General features: G+C 64.4%; 23 protein-coding genes. 10 read left to right on the top strand and 13 right to left on the bottom strand.

The features are described 5' to 3' along the window. Positions 1–13: 13 nt before the first annotated feature. Genes paaC through paaA form a run of 3 tightly spaced genes read right to left on the bottom strand, consistent with a single transcriptional unit; the run spans position 14 to position 2195 of the window. Positions 14–934, bottom strand: coding sequence for a 1,2-phenylacetyl-CoA epoxidase subunit PaaC (gene paaC / locus C481_RS07280; RefSeq protein WP_006108515.1), 921 nt, complete (start codon positions 932–934; stop codon positions 14–16). Beyond that, positions 934–1251, bottom strand: coding sequence for a 1,2-phenylacetyl-CoA epoxidase subunit PaaB (gene paaB / locus C481_RS07275; RefSeq protein ID WP_006108514.1), 318 nt, complete (start codon positions 1249–1251; stop codon positions 934–936). Before paaB ends, paaC begins: the two co-directional genes overlap by 1 nt. Positions 1252–1253: 2 nt before the next feature. Continuing rightward, positions 1254–2195, bottom strand: a complete 942-nt coding sequence (gene paaA / locus C481_RS07270; RefSeq protein WP_006108513.1) for a 1,2-phenylacetyl-CoA epoxidase subunit PaaA — start codon at positions 2193–2195, stop codon at positions 1254–1256. Between the two features lie 95 nt (positions 2196–2290). On the opposite strand from paaA, the gene C481_RS07265 reads away from it, so the two are divergent. After that, positions 2291–2929: a helix-turn-helix domain-containing protein gene (locus C481_RS07265; protein ID WP_006108512.1), complete on the top strand. Its 639-nt coding sequence runs from the start codon at positions 2291–2293 to the stop codon at positions 2927–2929. A 50-nt stretch (positions 2930–2979) separates the two neighbouring features. After that, complete coding sequence (locus C481_RS07260) at positions 2980–3405, top strand: PaaI family thioesterase (protein WP_006108511.1); 426 nt, start codon at positions 2980–2982, stop codon at positions 3403–3405. Between the two features lie 57 nt (positions 3406–3462). On the opposite strand, the gene C481_RS07255 is transcribed toward C481_RS07260, so the two are convergent. The 4 genes from C481_RS07255 to C481_RS07240 all read right to left on the bottom strand — a co-directional run bounded on the left by C481_RS07255 (position 3463) and on the right by C481_RS07240 (position 8379). After that, complete coding sequence (locus tag C481_RS07255; RefSeq protein WP_006108510.1) at positions 3463–4182, bottom strand: ABC transporter ATP-binding protein; 720 nt, start codon at positions 4180–4182, stop codon at positions 3463–3465. Next, on the bottom strand, positions 4179–5033 hold the full coding sequence (locus C481_RS07250; protein WP_006108509.1) for an ABC transporter ATP-binding protein: 855 nt from the start codon (positions 5031–5033) through the stop codon (positions 4179–4181). Before C481_RS07250 ends, C481_RS07255 begins: the two co-directional genes overlap by 4 nt. Continuing rightward, entirely contained in the window at positions 5033–7039 is a 2007-nt protein-coding gene (locus C481_RS07245; protein WP_006108508.1) for an ABC transporter permease, read from the bottom strand. The genes C481_RS07250 and C481_RS07245 overlap by 1 nt, the downstream gene beginning before the upstream one ends. A 71-nt stretch (positions 7040–7110) precedes the next feature. Then, a complete protein-coding gene (locus C481_RS07240; RefSeq protein ID WP_006108507.1) occupies positions 7111–8379 on the bottom strand; it encodes an ABC transporter substrate-binding protein in 1269 nt (422 codons plus the stop codon). A gap of 248 nt (positions 8380–8627) precedes the next feature. Here C481_RS07240 and paaK point away from each other — a divergent pair, with 248 nt between their 5' ends. The 3 genes from paaK to C481_RS07225 all read left to right on the top strand — a co-directional run bounded on the left by paaK (position 8628) and on the right by C481_RS07225 (position 11727). Further along, positions 8628–9950, top strand: a complete 1323-nt coding sequence (paaK, locus tag C481_RS07235; RefSeq protein WP_006108506.1) for a phenylacetate--CoA ligase PaaK — start codon at positions 8628–8630, stop codon at positions 9948–9950. Positions 9951–10086: 136 nt separating this feature from the next. Next, complete coding sequence (locus C481_RS07230; RefSeq protein WP_006108505.1) at positions 10087–10554, top strand: MaoC/PaaZ C-terminal domain-containing protein; 468 nt, start codon at positions 10087–10089, stop codon at positions 10552–10554. Positions 10555–11187: 633 nt separating this feature from the next. Continuing rightward, positions 11188–11727, top strand: a complete 540-nt coding sequence (locus C481_RS07225) for an Lrp/AsnC family transcriptional regulator (protein ID WP_006108504.1) — start codon at positions 11188–11190, stop codon at positions 11725–11727. A gap of 80 nt (positions 11728–11807) precedes the next feature. On the opposite strand, the gene C481_RS07220 is transcribed toward C481_RS07225, so the two are convergent. The 3 genes from C481_RS07220 to C481_RS07210 all read right to left on the bottom strand — a co-directional run bounded on the left by C481_RS07220 (position 11808) and on the right by C481_RS07210 (position 15889). Then, a complete protein-coding gene (locus C481_RS07220; RefSeq protein WP_049904523.1) occupies positions 11808–13766 on the bottom strand; it encodes a 3-hydroxyacyl-CoA dehydrogenase/enoyl-CoA hydratase family protein in 1959 nt (652 codons plus the stop codon). Positions 13767–13918: 152 nt separating this feature from the next. Further along, a complete protein-coding gene (locus C481_RS07215) occupies positions 13919–14980 on the bottom strand; it encodes a phosphotransferase family protein (protein ID WP_006108502.1) in 1062 nt (353 codons plus the stop codon). Between the two features lie 156 nt (positions 14981–15136). Beyond that, positions 15137–15889: an HAD family hydrolase gene (locus tag C481_RS07210; RefSeq protein ID WP_049904522.1), complete on the bottom strand. Its 753-nt coding sequence runs from the start codon at positions 15887–15889 to the stop codon at positions 15137–15139. Between the two features lie 281 nt (positions 15890–16170). Between C481_RS07210 and C481_RS07205 the strand changes: the two genes are divergently transcribed. The 4 genes from C481_RS07205 to C481_RS07190 all read left to right on the top strand — a co-directional run bounded on the left by C481_RS07205 (position 16171) and on the right by C481_RS07190 (position 19729). Next, positions 16171–16947, top strand: a complete 777-nt coding sequence (locus C481_RS07205) for an SDR family NAD(P)-dependent oxidoreductase (protein ID WP_006108500.1) — start codon at positions 16171–16173, stop codon at positions 16945–16947. Positions 16948–17102: 155 nt separating this feature from the next. After that, positions 17103–17546, top strand: a complete 444-nt coding sequence (locus C481_RS07200; RefSeq protein ID WP_006108499.1) for a DUF5518 domain-containing protein — start codon at positions 17103–17105, stop codon at positions 17544–17546. A gap of 65 nt (positions 17547–17611) precedes the next feature. Then, entirely contained in the window at positions 17612–18619 is a 1008-nt protein-coding gene (locus C481_RS07195) for a TIGR04024 family LLM class F420-dependent oxidoreductase (protein WP_006108498.1), read from the top strand. Positions 18620–18727: 108 nt separating this feature from the next. After that, positions 18728–19729 carry an AIR synthase family protein gene (locus tag C481_RS07190; protein WP_006108497.1) on the top strand — a complete coding sequence of 334 codons (1002 nt, stop codon included), beginning with the start codon at positions 18728–18730 and terminating at the stop codon, positions 19727–19729. Here the strand turns inward: C481_RS07190 and C481_RS07185 are convergent. The 3 genes from C481_RS07185 to C481_RS07175 form a co-directional block, all read right to left on the bottom strand. Continuing rightward, on the bottom strand, positions 19687–20865 hold the full coding sequence (locus C481_RS07185; protein WP_006108496.1) for an NAD-binding protein: 1179 nt from the start codon (positions 20863–20865) through the stop codon (positions 19687–19689). The genes C481_RS07190 and C481_RS07185 overlap by 43 nt on opposite strands. 496 nt (positions 20866–21361) lie before the next feature. Further along, a complete protein-coding gene (locus tag C481_RS07180) occupies positions 21362–24280 on the bottom strand; it encodes an AAA domain-containing protein (RefSeq protein ID WP_049904491.1) in 2919 nt (972 codons plus the stop codon). A gap of 110 nt (positions 24281–24390) precedes the next feature. Further along, positions 24391–24666, bottom strand: coding sequence for a hypothetical protein (locus C481_RS07175; RefSeq protein WP_006108494.1), 276 nt, complete (start codon positions 24664–24666; stop codon positions 24391–24393). A 105-nt stretch (positions 24667–24771) separates the two neighbouring features. Here C481_RS07175 and C481_RS07170 point away from each other — a divergent pair, with 105 nt between their 5' ends. Then, on the top strand, positions 24772–25323 hold the full coding sequence (locus C481_RS07170) for a hypothetical protein (protein WP_006108493.1): 552 nt from the start codon (positions 24772–24774) through the stop codon (positions 25321–25323). Positions 25324–25327 lie beyond the last annotated feature (4 nt).

The raw sequence follows: 25327 nt of genomic DNA, 5'->3' as shown, positions 1-25327 counted from the left end.
CTCGTTCTCGTTCTCATTCGGGGGCGTCCATGATCGCGGTCGGTTCGTCGCGACCGAGTTCGCGATAGGTGTGCGTGAATTCGTCGTAGAGCTCGGCCCACGCGTCGGTGTGGGTGCCGTCGCGGCCGCGCTCGTCGGGCAGTGCAGCTGCTGTCACTTCGAAGCCGTCGTCGTCGCCGTCGCCGTCGATCGGAACCGCGAGATCGAGCGATTCCAGGTACGGAACGACGATCGAGAGCCACTCCTCGCCGAGTTCGTCGAGCGTCGCGGTGCGGAGACCGAGGTCGACGATATCGGCTTCGATCCCGGAATCGACTGCTCGCGGCTTGTCGCCGCTTGCCTCGTTCGCGCCGCGTGGCGGCGCGCACGGCTCGAAGAGCGTGAGTGCGTGTGCAAATAGCTCGTCGAGCGTCGCCTGCAAGCGTTCGCGGCTCTCCTCGTCGTCGGCGAGGCGTTCGAGCCAGTTCTGAGCGTGTTCGCGGTGGTAGCCTTCTTCGCTCCGAATCTTCTCGACACGATCGGCGATTTTCGGGTACGAGGAGTCCGCAAGCGCCTCGAGTCGCAGTTCCTCGGCGACGTCGTAGAGGTACGACCGGAGGACGGGATCGGCCCAGTTGCCATCCTCGAAGGGGCGTTCGACGAGCGTACTGTGCCGGAAGTCGTCGGGGTCGCGCTCGTAGATCAAATCCCGTTCCTCGAAGCCGAGGTCGCCGAGCACGTCGTACCAGAGGCGCGCGTGACCCAATTCGTCCTGCGCGTTGTTCGCGAGCGCGAGGTCCGACTCGAGCGTGGGAGCCCGGACCTGCCACTCGGTGTAGCGCTCGGCGAGGACGAACTCGTCGTCCGCGAGACGCTTGCAGAGCGTTTCGAGCGCCGTCCGCTCGCGCTCGTCGAGGTCGTCCGGCTCGCTGAACTCGTCGGGTGCGGCCGCCATCAGTCGTCACCCCGCTGTTTCTCGGCGGTCGCCTGTTCGTCCTCGGACTCGGCGACCTCCCGGGCGTCGGCTCCGGTGGTGTTGTAGGTCGTCGCCCAGCGGTAACTCTTATCGGTGGTACCGCCGAAGACCACGTCCTCGCCGTCGATCTCGCCGACTTCCTCCCGGGGCACGACCCAGAGGCTGTTCGTCGGTTTGCGCCGGCCGTGCTGGACGGCGGCGAACTGCTTTGCCATCTCCCGATCCGGCGCGTGGACGTTGCCGCAGTGGGTGTGATATCCACCCGTCTTCTCCTGGCGAAAGACTTCCCAGATCATGTTCAGTCGGCCGCCTGCGGCGCGTGGCCGCCGGCGGCGGATGCGTCGCGTTCGATCGTTTCGCGGACCCAGTCGACCGCTTCCTGTGCGGTCTTTCGCCCGTTGATCTGGCCCAGGCCGGGCTCGAACTCGTTCTTCGCGATCGTGAAGAACTCGTCCCAGTTCAGGTCGTCCTCCTCGACCGCGTAGGTGCCGTCGTCGCGCTCGCGAATCCGGGGTTCGTCGGGGATTTCGAGCCCGTACTTGCGCGCCTTCGGGATGTACTGATCGAGGAAGGCGTTGCGCAGGTCGTCGTTGGACTGCTGTTTCAGCCCCACCGAGGCGGCGAAATCGTGGTGGGTGCTCTTGTCGTCGGTCGGCCCGAAGAACTGGATGATGCGGGGCCACCACTCCTCGAAGGCCTCCTGGGTCATTTGCTGTTCTTTCTTCGATCCGGACATGAGTTCCCTCAGGATGTCCTCGCCGTGTTTGACGTGGAACCCCTCCTCGAAACACACCTTGTCCATCGCGTGGGCGTACGGCTCCCAGCTCGTTCGTCGGAGCGTCGCCTGTCGGCGCATCGCCGCGCCGTCGACGAAAAAGGCGATCATCGGCGTCTCGACCCAACTCTCCATCGGATAGTGGAAACAGTTCAGGAACTTCCCGTCGCCGTTGGCGAGATCGTCGAGCATCTCCTCGCGCGTCTTCACGCCGAGGGACTCCGCGGCGCGGTAGAGCAACTGTCCGTGACCGATCTCGTCTTGCACCTTCGCGGAAAAGGCCAGTTTCCGGTCGATACTCGGCGCTTGCCGGATGAACGGCCGTTCCAGGTACGCCCCCATGATCTCGCTGTTGGCGTGGAACTCGATCATCCGGGTCGCCGCCTCCCGGTACTCCCTCGGGAGTTCGTCCGCCGGGCTGAACTCCCGCGGCCCCGCGCGTTCTTTGACCGTGTCGATGTTCATCGTATCACACTAGACGCGGGTTATATCCTTAGCAATTGACCACCACATACGGGGGTTTTAAATATATTCCCGATAATAGATCATGTGTACTGGGGATGATTGACGAGTGTCTCGCGGTCGAGTTCCGCGTGCAAAACGACGACTGTCCGCTCGCGGCGGCGACGCGAGCGACCGGAATCGAGGTCGACGCCCAACCGCCACAGCGTCGCAGCGACGGGTACGATCTGTTACAGTTCACGGCGGTACAGTCGGAGGAACTGGTCGAGACGCTGGACGCCGACGACCGACTCCTGTACCTGCACGTCTCTCGCACGGACGGTCGGTACCGCTATCGCTGCCTGTCGAAGCATCCGTGCGTCGTCCACGAACTTATCGACGGCGGCCTCATCATCGAAACGCTCCGATACCGGGACGGTGCGGCGACGATCACCGGTGCGGTCGTCGGCCGCGACGTTCTCAAGGGCGTCATGGCGGCGGCCGGCGAAACCGTTGGCGTCCGCCTCGAACGGGTCTATCCGCTGGAAACAGAAGCCAGAGAATCGCCCGGCCACCGGTGGGACCTCACGCCGGCCCAGGAAGAGTGCATCCGCACCGCGGTCGCGATGGGCTACTTCGCGATTCCGCGCGAAACGTCCTCGGAGGCCGTCGCCGACGAACTCGACATTAGCAAGTCGGCGTTCCTCGAACGACTCCGTCGCGGCGAGGCGGCGCTTTTCGGCCAACTCTTCGGGTGATCAGTGCTCCGCCGGTAGTTACTTCCGTTTCCGCATCGCTGTGCCAGCGTATGGCACCGCGAGACGCAGATGCAGATGCGGACGCGAACGCGATTAGACGACAGATCGAGAGCGACCCCTACTGTGCGACCCTCGGCATCGAGCTCGCCGAACTCGGGGCGGGCACCGCACGAACGCGACTCGAGATCACCGACGATCTGACGAACTTCCACGGCACGCCACACGGCGGCGCGATTTACTCGCTCGCCGATGCGGCGTTCGCCGCGGCATCGAACGCTGACGGCGAGACCGCGGTCGCACTCGAAACGAACGTCTCGTATCTCGACGCCGTCGAGGTCGGAACCGTTCTCACCGCAACGGCCAAGGAGACTCACTACGGTGGTCGCACCGCCGAGTACGAGGTCGTCGTCACTGACGAGGCCGACGAAACTGGCGATCGCGTTGCAACGTTCCGCGGACGGGTGTACAAACCGTGATACGGTCGCGACCTGGAGCCAGATAACTGATCTATTTAATCGGTGAACAGGGGCAGATCAGGCGGTCACACCGAGATATCTGTCGAGAACGTCCTCGTTGGCCTCGAGTTCAGCGGCCGTGCCCTCGTAGACGACCTGCCCCTGGTCGACGAGGTAGTTGCGGTCGGCGAGTTCGAGACAGACCTGGACGTTTTGCTCGACCAGCAGGACGGTGATGCCCCGCTCATTGAGGGCCGCGACGATGTCCATCACGTCCTGAACGATGTAGGGGGCGAGTCCTTCGGTCGGTTCGTCGAGTAAGACGAGGTCCGCGCCGCTGACGAGCGCACGGGCGATTGCGAGCATCTGTTGTTCCCCACCGGAAAGCGATGACCCGGAGTTTCCGGCGCGCTCTCGCAGGTTCTCGAACATCTCGAGGGCTTCGGCGACGGAGAGCGAGTCGTCCGCCGTGCCGCCGTGGGCCGCCAGTTCGAGGTTTTCGGTGACGGTCAGGTCGGGAAAGATTCGGCGTTCCTCCGGGACGAGTGCGAGTCCCTGCCGGGCGGTTTCCGTCGCGTCGAGTGCGGAAATGTCGGCACCGTTGTACGTAACGTGCCCGCTCGTCGGCTGGAGAATCCCCATAATCGTTCGGAGCGTCGTCGTCTTCCCGGCACCGTTGCGGCCGACGAGCGAGACGATTTCACCCGCGTCGACCGAGAGCGAGAGGTCGCGCAGCACCTGCGTGTCACCGTACCCGGCATCGACCGAGTCGACCGAAAGGAGCGGGTCGGCACTCATTCGGTCATCCCCCCGAGGTAGGCGTTTTGCACGTCCTGGTTTGCGGCGATCTCCGCGGGCGTTCCCTCCGCGAGTATCTGCCCGCCGTTCAACACGGTGATGCGGTCTGAGAGTTCCATGACGAGTTCGATATCGTGTTCGATGAGCAACAGCGTCTGGTCGACGAGGACCGCTTCGAGCAGGTCGATCGTCTCCCGGGTCTCTTCGACGCTCATGCCGGCGGTCGGTTCGTCGAACAGCACGAGTTCGGGATCGGTCGCGAGGACGACGCCGATTTCGAGCCGCCGCTTGTCGCCGTAGGCGAGCGCGTTCGCCTGTTCGGCGGCGACGTGAGCGAGGCCGATGCGGTCGAGGATCGCCTCGGTCCGGTCGTTCAGTTCGTCGTAGCGGTCGGTCGGTTTGAACAGCGATTCGACGGCGGTATACTCGTCGCGAGCGACCGACTGGATGGCCAGCCTGACGTTCTCGCGGACGGTGAGTCCGCCGAAAACGTTCGAGATCTGGAACGAGCGACCGATGCCGCGGCGGACCCGCGCCGACGGCGACAGCGCCGTGATGTCCGCGCCGTCGAAGTAGATCGCGCCTGCGGTGACGGGCAACGCGCCGGTGATGAGGTTAAACAGGGTCGTCTTGCCCGCCCCGTTCGGCCCGATGACGCTCCTGAACTCGCCGCGTTCGATCGTCAGGTCGACGCGGTCCGTCGCGGTGAACTGGCCGAATCGCTTGACCAGATTCTCGGTCTGAAGCAGCGGGGTGTCCGTGCGTTGCTGGGTCGTTTCGATCGGGTCGCTCGGCTCGGTTGGATCGGTCGATTCGTTCGGTTCGGTCGATTCGCTCGATTCGAGTGCCATCAATCGTCACCTCTGGTGTGTGCGTCGTCGACGTCCGTCGCCGGTTCCGGGTCCGGATTCGATTCCGGCTCCGGCTCCGGGTTCGGTCCTCGGCCCGGCGCTCCGAGCAGGGCCGGCGCGAGCCGGCTCGGGAGCGAGACCAGCCCGCCCGGGAGGAGGATGACGAATAGGACGAAGATCGTCCCGAGGACCAGTCGCCACCGGTCCGTAAAGCCGGTGAGCAACTCTTCGAGGCCGAAGAAGATGCCAGAGCCGATGACCGGCCCGTATAGCGTCCCCATCCCCCCGAGGATGACCATGACGATGACTTCGCCGGAGTTGAGCCAATCCACGAGCGACGGCGTCGCATAGCCCGCGTTAAGCGTGAAGAGTCCGCCGGCGAGCCCGGCCAGTGCGCCGCTGACGACGAACGCCCGCCGTTTGTAGACGGTCGTCTCGTAGCCGATGAACGTCGCTCGCTGTTCGTTCTCGCGGATGGACTTGAGAACCGCGCCGAAGGGCGAGTTCAGCATCCGTCGGGTGAGGAGGAACGAGGCGACGAGCGCCGCCAGCGCGATGTAGTAAAACAGCGACTGACCGGTGATCGCGACCGGGCCGAGGAAGACGGCGATCTCGTCGAGTTCGACGCCGACTCCGGCGAGACCGTAGTAGGTGGAGAGGCCGAACAGGCCGTCGGAGCCGCCGGTGAACTCGAGTTGGCCGAGCAGGTTGTAGAACAGTTCGGCGAATCCGAGCGTGATCATCGCGAAGTAGACGCCCGAGACGCGGATCGAGAGGAAGCCGATACCCCAGGCGATCACCGCCGAGATGACGATCGCGAGCGCGAGGACGACGAACGCGGATTGGCTCACGTGGGACAGGCCGAGCGCGACTGCGTAGGCACCGAGCCCGTAGAATAAGGCGTGTCCGAGCGACACCAGGCCGGTGTACCCCATCACGAAGTCGAGGCTGAGGGCGAACAGTCCCCAGATGATGATCTCGATCACGAGCGTCACGGCGTAGGTGGAGTAGAGGGTTCCCGCGCCGAGGGGAACCAGTGCCAGCAGGCCGACCATGGCGAGTCCGAGCCGCGTGCGGGTCTGTGGATCGAGAAAGCCGCCGCGTGGCCCCGAGAGAAGATTGCCGGCGTGTTCCTCGCCGGCGTCGGTACCGAAGAGGCCGTGCGGCCGAACGAGGAGCACGCCGATCATGAGCACGAAGATGCCCGTCCCCTCGAAGATCGGCGCGTACGTCCGGAGCGCAGTCTGGACGAGGCCGACGAAGAGCCCGCCCACGACGGCTCCCCTGAAACTCCCGAGCCCGCCGAGAACGACGATGACGAACGCCGGGATGATGACGGACATCCCCATCGTCGGGTTGACCGTCTGATATCCGCCGAGGATGATGCCGGCGAACGCGGCCAAAGCTGCCCCCATCCCGAACACGAGCGAGTAGTACCGGTCGATATCGATCCCGAGATTCCGGACCATCTGCCGATCCTGGGCCCCGGCGCGGACGATCAGTCCGTACTTCGTGAACTCGAACATCGCCCAGACCGCAACCGCCATCAGCGCGCCGAAGACGATGATGAACAGGTTGTACACGCTGGCGGTGACGTCGAGCACGGTGATCGACCCCGAGAGCACCGCCGGAAGCGGAAGGGTGACGCTTCCGGGTTCCCAGATCAGGTAAATCAGGTCGTTGATGACCAGCACGAGGCCGAACGTCAACAGAATGTGATACAACGGGTTCCGGCCGTACAGCGGCCGCACGGTAAAGCGTTCGATTCCGACGCCGATGATCCCGACGAGAAGCGGTGCGACGAACAGTGCGACGAAAAACGCCGAGCCGCCAAACGGCGCGATAAGCGCCAACGCGAAGTACGCACCCAGCGCGAACAACTCCCCGTGGGCGAAGTTGATGACGTTCATCACGCCGAAGATGACCGACAACCCCGCGGCCAACAGCACGTACACGACGCCGATCGTCAACCCGTCGACCAGCAGTTGCAGGAGTTCACTAGCCATTGGTTATCGAGTTCACCCGTGACAGCGGCGTTGGATCTGGCCTCACAGTCGGCGCGGCTCGCCGGTCCATACTACAGATCACACCCCGTCTCCGCACAGTCGGGTGCCGCCTCCTCACCGGGAAGCTCCTCGAGTAACTCGACCGTGGCGAGGTCGCCCGAGTCCGGGTCGACGCACTCGCCCATCCAGACCGGATTCGACGCCTGCTGGTCGCACTCGCGGAACTCGTTCGGCCCGAAGATGGTTTCGTGTTCCATGCCGGGTAACGTCTCCGCGACCGTCGTCGGATTGCGGGAGCCGGCTTCGCGGATGCCGTTTGCGACCATCCGAACCGACTCGTAACCCACGCGCGAGAAGTTGTCCGGTACGTCGCCGTCGTACTCGCTCTCGTAGGCCTCGACGAATTCCCGGTTGTCCCCCGTCTCGAGTTCGGGCACGTATCGCACGCCGCTGTAGATGTCGTAGGCCCCGTCGCCCGCCCCCGTTCGGATCGACCGGAACGAGCCGGTCGTCGTGACGATCGGAATCTCGTTCTGGAGGCCGCGAGACCGCGCCTGCGAGAGGAAGATGGCCAGGTCGGACCCAGTCATCCCGACGACGAGCGCGTCCGCCTCGTCGCTTTCGTTCGAAATCTGGCTGATGAACGCCTCGAAGTCGTTCGACCCCTGATCCGACCGGGTCACGCCGACGCGTTCGTAGGAGTCGCTGGTCGACTCCATCCGCGTTTCGACCTCCTCCAGCACGGACTCGCCGTACGCGTAGTCGGCGATGTGATAGACGATCCGATCCCCGAGTTCGTCGGCGGTCCACTGGGCCATCACTTCGGCGATCTGTGCCGTACTCGTCTCGAACCGGAACACGTACTGATTGCACTCCTCGCCCGTGATCGACACGTCCGCCGCGCCCGGCGTGTAGACGACCTCGTTCTCGCGCGCAAAGTCGTTGATCGCGAGCGCCGACGAACTCGAGATACAGCCGGTGAGGAACTGCGCTCCGTCGGATTGGACCGCCTGATCGGCTCGCTGGGTCGCCGTCGCCGGGTCGAGTTGCGTGTCGTAGTCGTCGTACTCGATCGTAAAGTCGAACTCGTCGCTCTCGTTTATCTGCTTGATCGCGAGTTCGGTCCCCTGGTGTCGTTCTTTGGCGAGGTCAGAGAACGCGCCGGTAAACGGCTCGAGGACGCCGAATTGGACCGTATCGAAGTTTTCATCGTCTCCGTTGCCGACTTCGTCGGGACTTCCGACACAACCGGCGAGACCGGTAACGCCGACGACGCTACCGGCCGCGAGTGCTCGAAGAACGTCACGCCTGCTCCCCTGTGGTGTGTCACCCTGAGACATACCACCAATTGATTTCACCACCCTATAAAAATCGACCCCCGCTTGTGGCGGTTTTATAAGCGTTCTGTGGCGGTACGCGCCCGATTCGTACTCGCTGACCTGGGTCGTCCTCGTTAGTCCCGCGAGCGAGCCGCTGTCAGCTTCCCTCGCCCACTTCGCTCCCCGCACTATGATCGTTACCACAATCCACAATCCGTGTGTGCATACCCCATGATTTTTACCGAGGGACTCTAGAGTGGGGAGTGAGGATGAGTCACACGCAGACAGAGACGGCCCCCCGTTCGGAGATTCGAGCGCTGCAGAACGAACGGCTTCGAGAGACGGTCCGCCACGCCTACGACAACGTCGCGTTCTACCGCGACGAACTCGACGCCGCCGGCGTTTCCCCCGACGATATCCAGACGATCGACGACATCCGACAACTACCGTTCACGACGAAGGAAGACTTTCGGGCGGAGTACCCGGACGGCTTGTTCGCCGTCGACGACGCGGACGTGTGCCGGATTCACGCTTCCTCGGGAACGACCGGGAAACCGAAAATCGTCTCCTACACCGACGAGGACGTGGCCGTCTGGAGCGAGGTCGTCGCCCGATCGCTCGCCGCAGCGGGGGTCGAACCGGGTGATACCGTCCAGAACGGCTACGGCTACGGACTCTTTACGGGCGGCCTCGGACTCCACTACGGCATCGAGGAACTCGGGGCGACGGTCATTCCGATCGGCGGGGGCCAGACGCAGCGACAGGTCGAACTCCTGCAAGACTTAGAGAGCGACGCGCTCAGTTGCACGCCGTCGTACTCGCTGTATCTCGCGGAGACGGCCGCCGAAATGGGAATCGACGTCGCCGACCTGCCGGTCTCGACCGTTATCTTCGGTGCCGAACCCTGTACCGACCCCATGCGCGAGGAAATCGAAGATCGCCTCGGCGTCACCGGCATCGACATCTACGGCCTCTCGGAGATCATCGGCCCCGGCGTCTCGGTCGAGTGCCACGAGGCCCAGGACGGCCTCCACGTCTGGGAGGACCACTTCTACCCCGAAGTCGTCGACCCCACCACCGGCGAGCCACTGCCCGAGGGCGAGGAAGGTGAACTCGTGTTGACCACCCTCTCGAAGGAGGCACTCCCGGTACTGCGATATCGAACCGGCGACCTAACGACGCTAACCACCGAGGAGTGTGCCTGCGGGCGAACGATGGTTCGCATGGATAACGTCACCGGTCGTGCGGACGACCTCATCATCGTCCGCGGCGTCAATCTCTATCCCAGTGAGATCGAGGACGTGGTCCTCGAGTTCGATTCCGTCGCACCCTATTACCGGATCGACCTCTATCGAGAGGAGACCCTCGATCGACTGGAACTCACGATCGAGCACGAACTCGAGTCCGATTCCGATTCGGAATCGGAATCCGAAACCGAACCAGCGGTGGAGCGACGCGAGTTGCGCGATCGGATACTCACGCGGCTCGAAAACGTGCTCTCGTTCACGCCGGACGAACTCGAACTCGTCGATCCCGGGAGTATCGAGCGGACGGAGGTCGGCAAGGTCAAACGGGTCTACGACCACCGCTAATCGAGGGAGTGATACTGCATGGGTGGCGGCGACAGGTGAGGAACGCAGTGGAGAGCGTCGAGATCAATCTACCGCTGTGTCACACCCGAATCGAGTGCGTGGTAAACTATTTGTGGGTTGGTTAGAAGGTCTACGTATGGCATACAGTTACGAGCCGCACTACTTCGAGGACTTCGAAGTGGGCCAGGAGTTCGAAAGTGTCGGCCGAACCGTCACGGAAGCCGATTTCGTCATGCACTCGGCGCTGTCGGGCGACTGGACGGAACTGCATACGAACGAGGACTACGCCGAGGACGGTCCCTTCGAGGGACGGATCGCCCACGGACCGATGACGTTCGTCCAGGCGACGGGGTTCGTCTATCGCACCGGCATCGTCGAGCGCACGGCATTTGCCTTCCTCGGGATGAACTACATGGATCTGCCGAACCCCGTCTATATCGGTGACACCCTCTCGCTCGACATCGAAGTGACGGAGACGAAAGACGTGAGCAGCCGCGACGACGCGGGCCTCGTCGTCCTCGATACGGTAATGACGAACCAGGACGACACCGTCGTCTTCGAGGGCGACATGAAGTTCCTGATCAAAACCACGGCAGCAGCGTAAGGCCATCCGGGATGATGGGAGTTCCAAGGTAGGCGACCCGCGACGATCCGGCCGTTCGTGATGGGACACTCTCGAATACGCGGTGACAATTCAGGTGCCGGTCACAGACTGTGACCCACGAGAATCAGCGACGCGTTCCTATACGGATCGCCTCCGGAGTCCGACCAGCGCCACGCCCCGGTGGCGATGAACGCTGATGGTGGTTGTTGGTGTTCATATCGTTCATATCATACCAGAATATCTGTCATATATGTCCTGACCAATTTCGAGTATGTGTTTTATATCCACAAACAACCATATTTAGACATATACTGGTATAGAACGAAGCGATTTAGAATATTCCTGCGTAATTTCTCAATTACACCAAATACCTATATAGAACAGTAGTATATGGTATCTGTCCATTACGATTATCCATAACTATTCTGTCTCCTGTGCGTTCCCAAACTGACTTTACAATGGAAACTAAACACGGTAATCGTACGAACGACCGGGCAGAGCAGTGACTGACATCGAGTGGCACCGCACAGCAGCAATCCGAACTCGATAGCCACTCCGGTCAGCCGAGTTCAGCGCCGGTACCCACAGAATCGACGACTGCAAACTTACGGCGACACCGACTGACGATCACAGATGACATCCGAATCCACGTCCGATGAGGCACCGAACTGGGAGTTCAAAGACCGCGACATCGCGATCCTCTGTGAACTCTCGAACGATCCACAACTGTCCTCGCGGGAACTGACGACGGTACTCGATGAGGAGTACGATATCGACGTGTCGCACGTCACCGTCAGCGAGTCCATCCGGCGGATGCGCGACGAAGGCGTCTTCCGAGAGGCGATTATCCCGAACGAGGAGTACTACATCTTCGCGCTGTTCGAGTTCAAGTTCAACGCCGAGCACTTTGCCGAGCGCTGGCGGGACGCGATGGAGCACATCAAACAGGACAAACACACGCTGTTTTTCTTCCTTTCCGACGGCGAGTACCAGTGGAAGACGGTGATGATGTTCCGCAACCGCGAGCAGGTCTCGCGGTGGATTCACGACTGCTACACGGAGTACGGCGACGTTATCGCGAACGTCCGAAATTCGGCGGTCCACAACGTCCTCAAGTTCAAAACCGATCCGCGGATCTACGAGGATCTAGGTGAGGGCGACGGCGCCGAGTAAGACTGACTGCTGGCAGTCAGCGCCGGCACACCGGGAAATCGGTACAGCGGACCGTCTGCGTGTCGAACGGCGGACGGGCGCTACTCGCCGCTGAACTCGGGCTCCCGATCCTCGGCGAAGGCGGCCGTCCCCTCGCGCATATCCTCGGTCGTAAACAGGAGCCCGAAGCCCTGGCTCTCCATCGCGAGCGCAGCTTCGAGACTCGCATCCTCGCCTTCGTTCATCACCTTCTTGGCCACTTTGAGACCGATCGGCGGGCCGGTGCGCAGGTCGTCGACGAACGCCCCGACCGCGTCGCTGAACTCGTCGCGGTCGACTGCGCGATTAACCAGCCCCCATTCTTCGGCGCGCTCGGCGTCGATGTGGTTGCCGCGGAAGACGAGTTCTTTCGCGCGGGTCTCGCCGAGCACCCGCAGGAGTCGCTGCGTGCCGCCGCCGCCGGGGATCAATCCGAGCCCGATTTCGGGAGCGCCGAAGGAGGACCGTTCGGTGGCGAGTCGCAGGTCGCAGGCGAGTGCGAGTTCGAGGCCGGCTCCGAGACAGTAGCCGTCGATCTTGGCCACGACGGGTCGCGGGAAGTCGTTGACCGTCTCGAAGGCGGGCGTTACGTCCATCACGTCGGTCGGGTCCGCGCCGCCGAAACCGGTGATGTCGGCCCCGGCGCTGAACGCGCGGTCGCCGACGCCCTCGATGGTGACACAGCGCACGTCGTCGGTGTCGACCGTCGAGAGCAGCTCGTCGAGTTCGGCGAGGAGATCGTTCGAAATGGCGTTCATCCGCGAGGGGCGGTCGAGTTCGACGGCCAGCACGCCCTCCTCCAGTTCGACGTTGATGTTGTGATAGGAGTCGAGCGCGCCGGCATCAGTGTCGTACTCGTAGAAGCCTGCGCCGGCGTCCTCGCCGGTTTTACCCTCTGAAACGAGTTCCTCGAGATACGAGTGTGGTTCGAACCGGTCGGCACCGGTCTCTTCGTGCAGCGTTTCGAGTTTTTCGAGGACGGTATCGAGGCCGATTTTGTCTGCTCGACGGCAGATCCCCTCGGGGAAGCCGAGGCCGAGCTGGACGCCAGTGTCGACTTCCTCGGGCGTGGCAACCCCCTCACCGACGAGGAACGCGGCGCGGTTTATCATGCGCGCCTCGACGCGGAGCGTGTCGAAGCCCTCGCCGTCGCCGGGTTCGTAGTCGGCACCGGTGCCGTCCTCGTAGTCGTAGTAGCCTTTCCCGGTCTTCTGACCGAGTTCGTCGGCCTCGACCTGCTCTTCAATAATTGGCGGGACCTCGGTTCCGCCCTCCTTGCGGACGTGGTAGCCCACGTCGATGCCGGTCAAGTCGGCGAGTTCGAACGGGCCCATGGGGTAGCCCCGCTGGTGGGACATCGCCGCGTCGGCCTGTCGGATCGTGGCCTCGCCCTCGGAGACCATCCAGGCGGGTTCGCCACCGAACGGGCCAACGATGGTGTTGACGACGAAGCCGCGGACGTCCTTGCGCACGTAGATTGGCGTCTTGTCGATCGACTCGACCCACTCGTAACCGGCGTCCGCGGCCTCGTCGGTCGTCTCCTGCCCGTAGATGACCTCGACGAGGTCCATCTTCACCGGCGGATTGAAAAAGTGCAGGCCGAGGACCCGTTCGGGGGAGTCGAGGACCTCGGCGATGTCCGAAATCGGCAGGCTCGAGGTGTTGGTCGCCAACAGCGTGTCCTCGGTCGTGAACTCTTCCAGATCGCTGAAAATGTCGTGTTTTAGCTCCAGGTTTTCGGGAGCGGCTTCGATGACGAGATCCGCGTCGGCGACCGCCGCTTCGAGATCTGTCGTCGTATTGATTCGGTCGAGAACGACGTCGGCGGACTCGCCCAGCCGGTCTTTCTCCTCGAGTTTGTCGAGGCTCCAGGCGATCTGTTCGTACCCGTCGTCGACGAGTTCTTGCTCGATGTCGCGCATCGTGACCTCGTAGCCGCCCATGGCGGTCACTTCGGTGATACCGTGGCCCATGTTCCCCGCGCCGAGGACGGCGACGCGGTCGATGCTGTCGAATGACATGACTGTGTCGTCGGTTGGGAGCGTCTTAACTCCACCGACGACAGTTACCATCGTTAAGATGAAAATGATCGAGATAACAGTTGTACGATGGTGTGGCGGGGATGATCGCCGTCATTCGCCGTCCTCTCCGTTACGACCGCCCGATGTCACCCCTAGAGCGGTTCGTCGCCCTCGATAATTCGCTGTGCGCGCGCGGCGAGCGCCGGAACGCGGTCTTCCATCCGCGGATACATCGGATCGTCGCTGTTGCCCTCGAGATACCGCCGGAAGAACATCTCGCCGAGCCCCGCCAGTTTGTAGACCGCCAGCGCGCGGTAGAATCGCTCGTGTTCGAACTCGAATCCAGTCTGTGCCTCCCAGCGTGCGACGAGTTCGCGGCGAGTCGAGTACCCCTCGCGCTCCATGAACCGGTTCGTGAGTTCCGGGATCGCCGGTTCGGGGTCTTTCGCGTCGCGCCAGTAGGAGAGCATCCAGCCCAGGTCGGCCCGCGGATCGCCGAGCGTGGCCATCTCCCAGTCGAAGACGCCGATCAGCGCGGGCGGCTCGCCGGGACCGAACATCACGTTATCGAGCTTGTAATCGCCGTGGACGAGCGTGTGGGGGTGTGACTCGGGTGCGTGTTCCTGCAGCCAGGAACCGACCTCGTAGAGGGCGGGCACCTCGCGCTCGTCGGCCGTCACCTCGAAGGCCCACATGAGTTGCTGGCCCCAGCGTTCGACCTGCCGGTCGGTGTAGCCCGCCGGCCGACCGAACTCGCCGAGTCCGACGGCCTCGTAGTTGACGCCGTGGATCGACGCCAGCGTGTCGACGAGTTCTTCGCCGATCCGCTCGCGATACTCGGGTTCGGCGAATCGGGCCGGCTCGTCCTCCCGGAGCACGCTCCCCTCGAGATGCTCCATCACGTAGAAGTCGCTGCCGATGACGTCGTGGTCCTCGCAGGCGAGTACCGGTTCGGGGACCGGAACGGCGGTGTCCGCGACGGCGTCCGTCACGCGGAACTCGCGCAACACGTCGTGTGCGGTGTCCGCGGTCTCGCCCGGCGGCGGGCGACGGATGACGAGTTCACGATCTCCCCAGGTGACGAACAGGGTTTCGTTCGAGTGGCCCTCCTGGTGGCGGCTGATCTCGTAGTCCTCGACGGCCTCGAGATGATCGGAGAGGTAGGCGACCAGTGCGTCCTCGTCGACGAGGCGTTCGTAGTAGGATTCGCTCATGGGGTTCGCGCGGTAGTTTTGTGGGGAGACCCGTCGTGCTCGGCGGCCGGTACACGTGCAGATATCGAATCGCTGGACGCGCTCGACATTGTCGGTACGATCACCGTCGTGCTTCTTAACGAAAATAGTTACGCCGCGAAAAGAGACTTACAATGTTCACTTCTCAGGAATCCCGTCAGCGACGATTTCGAGCACCTCGAGCGGCGACGTGATCCGGTAGGCGACCGCCGGCCCGTCGGCAGCCCCGAACGCGACTCCGTACATTCCCACCTCGTCGGCACCCTTCACGTCGTGTTCGTACCGATCGCCGATCATCAGCGATCGGGTCGGCTCGACGCCGGCCTTCTCGAGCGCCGTCTCGAAGATTTCTGGATCGGGTTTGGTGCGTCCGACCTCCTCGGAGGTCGTAATGGAATCGAACCGCTTGCGGACGCCGAATCGGGCGAGCATCTCGCGGCCGGCGTCATCGTCGACATCGCTGATGACGCCGACGTGGAGGTCTCGTCCGGCGAGTCGCTCGATCGCATCGACGGCGCCCGGAACCGGTTCGATGGCGGACTGGACCGTCTCCTCGAACGCCGGTCGCCACTCCCCCGTCGCAAGCGACTCGCCCGCGACCGCCTCGAATCCCTTCGCGTAGCCGTCCCGGGCCGCTCTGAACTCGGTTCCGTCGCGTTCGCGGAAGAACTCGCCGACGGCTGATCGCCAGGTCTCGACCGCCTCTACGGTCGACACGTCGAGTTCGTTCCGTTCGACGAACTCCTCGATGACGGTCGCGTGAGCGGCCCGAACGGACTCGAGTTCGAGGATGACGCCGCCGATATCCCAGAAGACGGCCTGCCAGTCCGCGCCCGGTCCCTCCCTCCGTCCGTTGCCGCCGGAGTCGGTATCGGCGGGGCCGTCACTCATCGCCCCACCCGCCGGCGTGCTACCCGTGTCAACGCCCCCGTCGTTCGGCTCATCTCGTGTCGCTCTCTCGCTCTCTCTTTGCTCGCCCGCACTCGTACCGCGAATCGGTGCTGTCATCCACAGGCGCTCCATCGGCAGTGAACTCGAGCCGCATTTAGTCGTGACTCTCGGCGGCGCTACTTAACAGTGCGGGTCGTTCGCCCACTTTTATTAACAATGTCCGTCTACTGTTCTCTGTTGCTAACAATGGTAGCGAATTCACGGCAGTCCGGTGATCGCGTATGAGCACAACGCAATTCGGCGTCGACGGCAACGTCGCGCTCGTGACCGGCTCCTCTTCCGGCATCGGGAAGGCGATCGCCGAGCGGTTCGCCGCGGACGGGGTCGACGTGGTCCTCTGCTCGCGCGAGCAGGGCAACGTCGACCCGGTTGCGGCGGCGATCACCGAAAGCGAGCGCCCCGGCGAGGCGCTGGCCGTCGAATGCGACGTGACCGACCGCGAGGCCGTCGAGGCGCTCGTCGAGGCGACCGTCGACGAGTTCGGTGAACTCGACGTGCTGGTGAACAACGCCGGCGCGTCGTTCATGGCCGACTTCGACGACGTGTCGCCGAACGGCTGGAAGACCATCGTCGATATCAACCTCCACGGCACCTACCACTGCACCCACGCGGCGGCCGAGCACCTCAAGGACGGCGGCGGTTCGGTCATCAATCTCGCGAGCGTCGCCGGCCAGCGCGGGTCGCCGCTGATGAGCCCCTACGGGGCGGCCAAGGCTGCGGTCGTCAACCTTACGACGACGCTCTCCTACGAGTGGGCCGACGACGACGTGCGCGTCAACTGCATCGCGCCGGGCTTCGTCGCGACGCCGGGCGTCGAGAGTCAAATGGGCGTCTCCGCCGAGAACATCGACCGCGAGGCGGTCGCGCGCCGCATCGGTACCGTCGAAGAGATCGCGGACGTCGCCCAGTTCCTCGCCAGCCCGGCATCGTCGTACGTCGTCGGCGAGACGATTACCGTGCAAGGCGTTCCGCAGATCAGCGAGGATCGCGAGGTCTGAGGGCTCTCTATCGCCGCTGACGAGGCCACATTTCGTGGTGGCGGTCCGTCGAATCGGTCGTCGGCTCCTCGCCGACGGACGAATCGTTTTTCGGGACTGTTCGAAACGACAATTCGATGGTGATTCTTATGTTATTTTCCCGTCAATATCTGCGTATGAGCCGTCTTCAGAACGGCGTTGCGCTACTCGAGGACGAGCCGTGGAACGTCGCACTCGTCGTTGGCCTCGCCTCAACGCCGTTTACAGTCTACCTCTACTGGCGATCGTTACCCGGGTTCTCCCACCCGGTGACGCCGGTATTTCTCGCGGGGATGATCGTCGGCGGCCTCGCTACCAGAAGCGAACTGGACACGCGCCGCGTCGGTGCCCGAACCGGACTCGTGAGCGCGCTTCCAGTCCTCTGGCCGGTTCTCGACCTCTTTGCGTTTATCTCCGGACTGACGCAGCCGCTCTGGTTTAGCGGCGTGTCGAGTGTGGCGGTCGTCTTCGTCGCCGCCGTCATCGTGGGACTCTCCGCGCTAATCGGACAGGTCGGTGCAATTGTCGGCGAGTGGCTTCTCGAAAAGGCGTCCGGACGGCCGCTCCCCGTCGCGAACTAAACCCTGTTCGCTATCGCCACCAGTTCCCATACATCCAAAAGGGAGTCGTTCGTCTATGAACGATGATGACTGATAGAGACGTTCACCTGCCGGTTGCCGCCCAGCCGAGCGTCGATTCGCTCGTCGAGTACGCTCAGACGGCCGAAGCCGGCGGGTACGACTGCGCCTGGCTCCCCGAAACCTGGGGGCGAGATGCGGTGACGGTTCTGACCGCGATCGCCGAACGAACCGAGACGATCGACGTCGGTACGAGCATCGTCAACACCTATTCGCGCTCGCCCGCGCTACTCGGCCAGACGGCGGCGACGCTCCAGGAAGTCTCCGACGGCCGCTTTCGCCTCGGTCTCGGGCCGAGCGGCCCCGTCGTGATCGAAAACTGGCACGGCGTCGCGTTCGGCAACCCGCTCAAGCGAACGCGAGAAACCGTCGACATCGTCAAGCAGGTTCTCGCGGGCGAACCCGTCGAATACGACGGCGACGAGTTCACACTGTCGGGCTTTCGGCTCCGGTCTGCACCGCCGGACCCCACCCCGCCCGTCGAAGTGACGGGCATGGGGCCCAAGGCCGTCGAACTCGCCGGTCGATTCGCCGACGGGTGGCACGGCATCATGCTCACGCCCGAGGGCCTCTCGGACCGCATCGACGACATCGAACGCGGCGCTGAACTCGGCGACCGCGACCCCGACGACGTGCGGGTCACGACCGGCGTCACGTGCTGTGCGCTCGACGACGCAGAGCGCGCTCGCGAACTCGCACGCCAGCACACGGCGTTCTACATCGGCGGCATGGGTACCTTCTACCGCGACGCGCTCGAACGCCAGGGGTACGACGAAGCCCCCGACATCCACGACGCCTGGCAGAACGGCGACCGCGAGCGCGCACTCGAACTCGTCGACGAGGCGATTCTGGACGACCTCTGTGCCGCTGGCAACCCGGAGACGGTGCGCGAGCAGGTTTCCCGGTACGAGGCGGTCGAGGGCGTCGATTCGGTCGCGGTCAGTTTCCCGCGCGGGGCCGACCGAGAGGACATCGAGCGGACGATGGACGTGCTGGCACCCGAAGCCGACGCCTAACACCAGCCTGCGCTGTGTCACGCGGTCGCTGCTGGGACCCATCCGTGCGGGCCCTTGTCGACCACGAACAGCGACAGGTACAAACCCCCAATCCTCCCAGTTCGTGACATGCCCGGCAAGGTGTCTCCGGACGAGTTGCTCGCACACGTCTTCGATCGGACGGGGGCCGACGCGGACGAAACGATCCTGCAGGGCCCCGCAAACGGCGAGGACGCCGCCGCCATCGACTGGCCCGGCGGCGACCTCGTCGTCAGTTCCGATCCGATCTCCCTCGCGGCGTCGCAGGTCGGCTCGCTCGGCGTGTACGTCGCCTGCAACGACGTCGCCGCCTCGGGCGCGGACCCGCGCTGGCTCACCGTCGTTATCCTGCTTCCCGACGAGAGCGTCCCGATCGAAACGATCACGACCGATCTGGACGCCGCCGCCAGCGAAGTCGGCGCGTCGATCGTCGGCGGCCACTCCGAGTACGTCGATCAGTTAACCCGCCCGCTCGTCTCGCTGACCGCCATGGGTGCCGCCGCCGAGTTCATCCCGACCGGCGGCGCGTCCCCCGGCGACCGCGTCATCGTCACGAAAGCCGCCGGCATCGAGGGCACCGCGATCCTCGCGGCGGACTTCGGCGCTGAACTCGATGTCGAAGATGCGGAGACGGTTTGCGACCGAGCCGCGTCGTTCCTCGACGAGATCAGCGTCGTTCCCGACGCCCGGGTCGTCCGCGAGTTCGCGACGGCGATGCACGACCCGACGGAGGGCGGCGTCGCCGCCGGGCTCGTCGAACTCGCTCGCGCGTCCGGCGTCCGCCTTGACGTGGACGCCGACGCGATTCCGGTCCGCGATGAGACCGCCCGATTGTGTGCGGCCGCGGGCGTCGACCCGCTCCGCGTCTTCGGCTCCGGGGCGCTTCTCGCGACCGTGCCGTCGGAATCGGTCGCGGACTGCCTCGCCGAACTCGCCGCGGCGGGTATCGAGGCCGAATCGATCGGCACCGTTCGCGAGCCCGCAGCCGACGCCGGACCGGCGCTCGAGCTCGGCGACGAGACGATCACGGAACCGGTTCAGGACGACCTCTACCCGCTGTGGGAAGCCGCCGACGCGACCGACGAGGCGTAACGGTCGTCCGAGTCCGTCCCGAGCGCCGCGTCGACCGCCGCGTTCGTCACCAACTGTTCGGGCGAAATAACGACATCCGCGCCGGCCCGTTCGAGCGTCCCGCCTGCCGCCTCGTCGGTAATGACGACGATTTGCACAGCCGCACGCTCTCGTGCCAGAAGCACGGCGTAGCTATCCTCGGCAGCGTCACCCGTCGCCACCAGCACCGCATCCGCCTCGTCGAGTGCAGCGCGCTCGAGAATCGCTTCGTCGGTCGGATCGCCGGCAAGTACGTCGACGTCCCGATTCTCGAACGCCGCCGCAGCGTTCTCATCCGCCGTGACGACGAGGGCCGACGACTCCCGCGTCGCGAGTTCGTCGACGACGCCGGCAACCGGTTGGGCGGCCCCGAGTACGACGATGCGCTCGCGCGAGGCGGTCGAGCGACCCCGGGCCGCCGCTCGCCGGCCGGTCCGTCGAAGGTGCGCCTCGAGAATCGGGCCGAACAGACTCCCGGCGGCGACGGCGACGGTCGCCGGCCCGAGGAGGACCAGCGAAACGGCGAACAGCCGACCGGCCTCGCTCGTCGCGTGCACGTCGCCGTAGCCGACCGTGCTCACCGTCACGATGGTGAAGTAGGTCGCATCGACCACGGTGTGTAACTCGCTGAAATCGTGTCGAAGCGTGTACGCCCCGGCGATACCGTAACAGCACACGCCGACGATCGCAACGAGGCTACCGAGTTGCGTCGGCGTGAGTGAACTCGAGCGGGTAAACCGGGCGCTCGTGACGGCCAGGACGACGAGCCCGCCGATCGAGAGGACGACCAGCGGAACCGAGAGCAGCCGCGACTGGACGATGCCGTGGGCGGCCACGAGGACGACGAGGACCGACGCGGCCAGGTAGGCGAGCCGATAGCCCCGACGCATCCCCCAGGCGGTGACCAGCAGGGCGAATCCGAGCAGCGTGCCGCTGAACTCGGCGACCGACCGGAGCGCACCGAGCGGGCCGCCGGTCTGAAGCGCTGGCTGCGTGAGGATGGCGAGGACGCCGGTCGCGATAGACACGAGCGCGATGGCGGTGACGAGTTGGACGACGGCGCGGGCGCTGGGCCGGCGCTGGCGAGGTACCGGGTTACGGATGCTCCGATCGGGCATGGGCGATCCACACCGCGAGCCGCGGTAAAGATGAGGTGAATCTAACTGTAGTATTTCACTCACCAGGCGTTGTTCAGCCTTGCCGCAGCCGTCGTAAGAGGACGGTCACTGTAGCGAATGTTACGCCGAAGAGGACGCCGAGGGTCAGTACCCGGGACGGCGATCCGTCATTCAGCAGTGCTTCGGCGCCCGCGTACGCCCCACCGGGGAGTATCGCAAGGAGGAGCCACCATACGAGGACGTGTTCGCGGAGCCACTGATCTGCAGTCGCGTACGATGAGCGGATCCTGGAGAGCGTCACTCTCTTAATAGAAGTTTTCATAGATAAATACTGTTACGCCCGGAATTCAGCGCCGGATATCTATGTGAACTCCGTGGTGTGTACTAGCGGAGGGCTGATCTTACGCACATCTACGCATCTACCGATTTACCGAAAAGGGTGAAATCGCTCTCAAAACGAGGTCGCTGGCACCCGTCCGCCTCGCACGACGGTCCGTCAGCGTCGCGCCCACTCGAGCATCCGCGAGTAGACCGGATCGGTCGCGAGCGCGTTCGCGTCGCCGACGAGGACGAGCGCGCGCTTCGGACGCGTCAGCGCGACGTTGATCCGCCGGTAGTCATCGAAGATCGGCCCCTCGAGCGAATCCGTCGCGGTGAAGGAGACGATGATGACCTCCTGGCTGGAGCCCTGGAACCGGTCGACCGTATCGACCGCAACCTCCGCCGGCACGTGCTTCGACAGCTCCGAGACCTGCGCTCGAAACGGCGCGATAACACCGATATCCGCAGGAGAGAGGCCGGCCGCCCGGAACTCTTCGACCATCTCCGCGATGCGGGCCGCTTCCTCGCTGTCCGTGTACCGACTGCCGTCGCCGTCGACATCGACGAACGTGACGGCACCCCGGAGTTCGGTCGGCAAGTCGTCGCGAGTGACGCCCGAGAGGTCGTCGAGCGTCCGTCCCGCAACGTCGCCGGTCGCAGGGCGGAGCTCGCCGTCGTAGAACTCCTGCGAGGCGAACGCCTGGATGCGCTGGTTCATTCGGTACTGCTTGGTGAGCATGACGCCCGCCCCGGGGTAGAGATCGACGAGCCGTTCGAACAGCGATTCGGTGAGGTCCGCCGCGCGCGGCTCGTCACCGTTCGCACCGCTCGAGACGCGTCGTGTCCTTCCCTCGGACTGGACGACCGGCGGCAACTGCTCGTGGTCGCCGACCAGAACGAACCAATCCGCGAGGTTGATCGCCGCGTGCGTGCCGGGCTCGGTGAGCTGTGCGGCCTCGTCGACCAGCGCCGCGTCGAAGCGCTGCTCCTTCATGACTCGCGAGCCGCAGGTCGCGGTCGTCGCCGCGACGACCTGTGCGTTCTGCAGCGTGGCGGCGCGCTCGCCGGGTTCACCCGCTCGGTCGAGCCGGTATGGTTGCATGTCCTCGCGGACGCCGCTTTCGGAGCCGACGCGGACGACGTCAACGGCTTCGCCGTCTCCGTTTCGTTGCGCCGGAGACGCAACGCTATCTTCCCCGATCTCTCCCTCGAGCTGGTCGAGCAGCGCCTCTAAGGCGTTATCGACCGCGCGGTTCGTAAACGCCGAGAGAAGGACGCGCTCCCCGCGTTCGACCATCGCGCGGATCGCGCGTGCAATCGTGTAGGTCTTGCCGGTCCCGGGCGGCCCGTGGATCAGCGCGCAGTCGTCCGCACCGACGGCCTTCCGCACGGCCTCGTCCTGCGCGTCGTTGTTCGGGATGAACGTCTCTTCGAGCGGCTCGAACGCGGGCTCGGCGCGATCGAACAGCACGTCCTTCCGGCGCTCGTCCCCTTTCAGGAGCGCATCGTGTAACGCGGCGAGGAGCCGATCGGTCGTGAGTTCGGAGGGATAGACGTCCAGCCTGGTGACTTCGACCGGTTCGTCCGCCGTGAGAACGAGTTCGTCCTCGTCCAGCCGTTCGATGCGGGCGAGTTCGGCGCTGCCGCGAACCGGGTGGCCGTCGCTCGCGAGCACCAGGTCGCCTTCCCGGAGTTTCGATGTCGCACCGCCTGGCCGGCGCGCCCGGAGTTCCCAGCGGCCTTCCGCGAGTTCGGTGCTCTCGACGAACGCGAGATCGATCAGCGCGCGGTCGTCGTCGGCCCGCTCCCGTGCGTCTTGCTCCCAGAGTTTGGCGAACTCGCGGTGGACCGCGCGGCGCTCGGCTTCGATCGCGCGGGAAAAGCGCTCGAAGTACTCGCGCTCCTCGGCAGGGAGCGCCTGCCCGATCTGGCCGGCCTTGGATTCCTGGTCGAGGCGACCCGAGACGACCATGCAGGTGTCCTGCTCGAAGCAGTACTCGCACTTTGCCGATCCCTCGTAGCCGGTCGGGACGTCGCCCGCGACCTCCATCGCGGCGAGTTCGTTGCGCAAGCGGACGACGAACTTGAGGAGGCCGTCGCCCATCGAGAACTCCTTTGCGGGGGTGAGATCGCCGGTCTCTTCGTTGCGGTCGAGCGCCGAGTTCTTGGTGTAGAGGAGGGTGCCGGTGTCGACATCGCCGCCGTGTTCCTCGAGCAAGAGCGCGTAGCAGGCGGCCTGCACTTTGTCCTTGAAGCGGGGTTCCTTTTTCAGGTTCTTCCCGGTCTTGAGTTCGACGGGCGCGCCGCGGCGGATGGCGTCGGCGCGACCGCGGATGCCGAAGGTCTCGCTGATGAGGAGTTGCTCGGACCGCCAGCTACTCTCCGCGGGCGTAAACGCCCGCTCCGAGTTGTCGGCGGCTGTCGCCCTCTCCTCTTCTGTCAGCCGCCCCTGCTCGAGCCAGCCCTCGATCGCCTTCGCGTTCTCGCGAACGTCCTCGGCGACCGCGTCGGCCGTCTCGCCGAGCAACCCGAGTTCGAGACCGCGCTCTTCCACGCGGGCGTCGATCGACTCCTCCAGGTCGCGCCCGCGCAACAGGTCGCCGAAAACCTCGTGGACGAGCGTCCCCTTCACGACCGGGTAGTTGAGCGGAACACCCGAGAGCTTGTTCAGATAGTAGAGGCGCGGACACTCCACCCAGTTGCGGATCGCCGTCACGTTAACGTGGAAACTCGGCGCGACGACGACGTAGGAATCGCCGGTCGTCGCGTACCGCTGTTCGCCCCTGAACTCGTCTTCCTCGGCGTCGGTGACGAGCAGTTCCATCCCGGGTTCGAGCAGTTCGGCGGATTCGGTCCACTTGTTCCAGAGGGTGATCGTGGTCGAGTCGGCTGCGCGAGCGGCACCGTCGCTGAGCGTCCCGCCATCGGTCTCCGTCTCAACAGCATCGAACGGCGAGGTGGTCGCCGTTACGTCGCCGAGACGGTCGCTTTCGACGGCGAGTCGAACCGGGACCTCGGCGAGTTCGCTCTCGCCGTAGCTCGTCGACACTGTCCGCACCTCGACATCGCCCGCGACAGTTCCGCGTACGTGCACGGCTACCTATCAGGGGCCGAACGGCCAAAAACGCTATCGGTCGCGATCGCGGTGGGGGGGTTCGGATGGAGGATCGGACAGTGCGGCCCCGACCACGCCCGGCTCGCCTCTCAGAACGGGTCTCTGGAACCGCGTTGTCGCTCGACGCTCGATTCGAGTTTCCAGAGCCGATACGCGGCCACGTGGTGTCCCATCGCAACGACGGCGAATCCGAGCATCGCGAGCGTGAATCCGATCGCGATGAGCGGGGACACGTCGTTGACGTAGCTATTCCAGAGTTGGCCGACTGCGAGGACGGCCGGAACGACCGAGAGCAGTGAACTCGAGATCGGTCGCACACGAAACAGTTCGATGACCGCGCGAACGCGAGCGGGTATCTCGTCCATGCCAAGTCGTTACGTGCTCTGGCGGGGGCGTCACTGTATTCCTTTTGATCCTCGGTAGTCACCGGGACCGATACGTTCATTCGCCCGGCGTTCCAACGGTACTCCATGCGGATTCGCGAGTGGCAGGACATACTCGAGGATGTCACCGAACGGAACGTCAACCCCGAAGACTGGCGTGCAGTCGCCGGCGACCGGGACGGCGGCGTCGGCGAAGACATGTACCTCGCGCACCCCCGCGCCGGCGTCTTCTTTCTCAAGACGTACGCGAAAAACCCCTACGAGGTCCGCGGTGTCGGGACACGAGTCGCCCGCAGTCTCGACGACGAGATCGGCTCGTTCATGCCCCGATCGGACACTGGCGGCCGCTTCGCCGTCCAGTCGCCACCCGAGGACGAGGACCAGGCCGAAACCGTCTCGAAACGCCTCCAGACCGTTCTCGAGACGCACTCGGACGCTCCAACCCGACCGCAAGACCTCTTCGACGACGTCATGGACGCCCTGGAGAGCCCCGCGTTCGGTCCGATGGCGTACGACCAGTACGACCGCCCGGACGAACTCGACGACCTCGCGGACCGCTTCGAAGAAGCCGACGAGTTGCTCCACGCCGAACTCGACGAGTTGATCGAAACGGACGAGGTCGACCGCGGGTTTATGTAGTTTG

This window comes from Natrialba asiatica DSM 12278 (genome assembly GCF_000337555.1).
GTDB lineage: Archaea > Halobacteriota > Halobacteria > Halobacteriales > Natrialbaceae > Natrialba > Natrialba asiatica.
The sequence above is the reverse complement of the archived record's forward strand: the minus strand, read 5'-3'. Positions and strand labels throughout refer to the sequence as shown.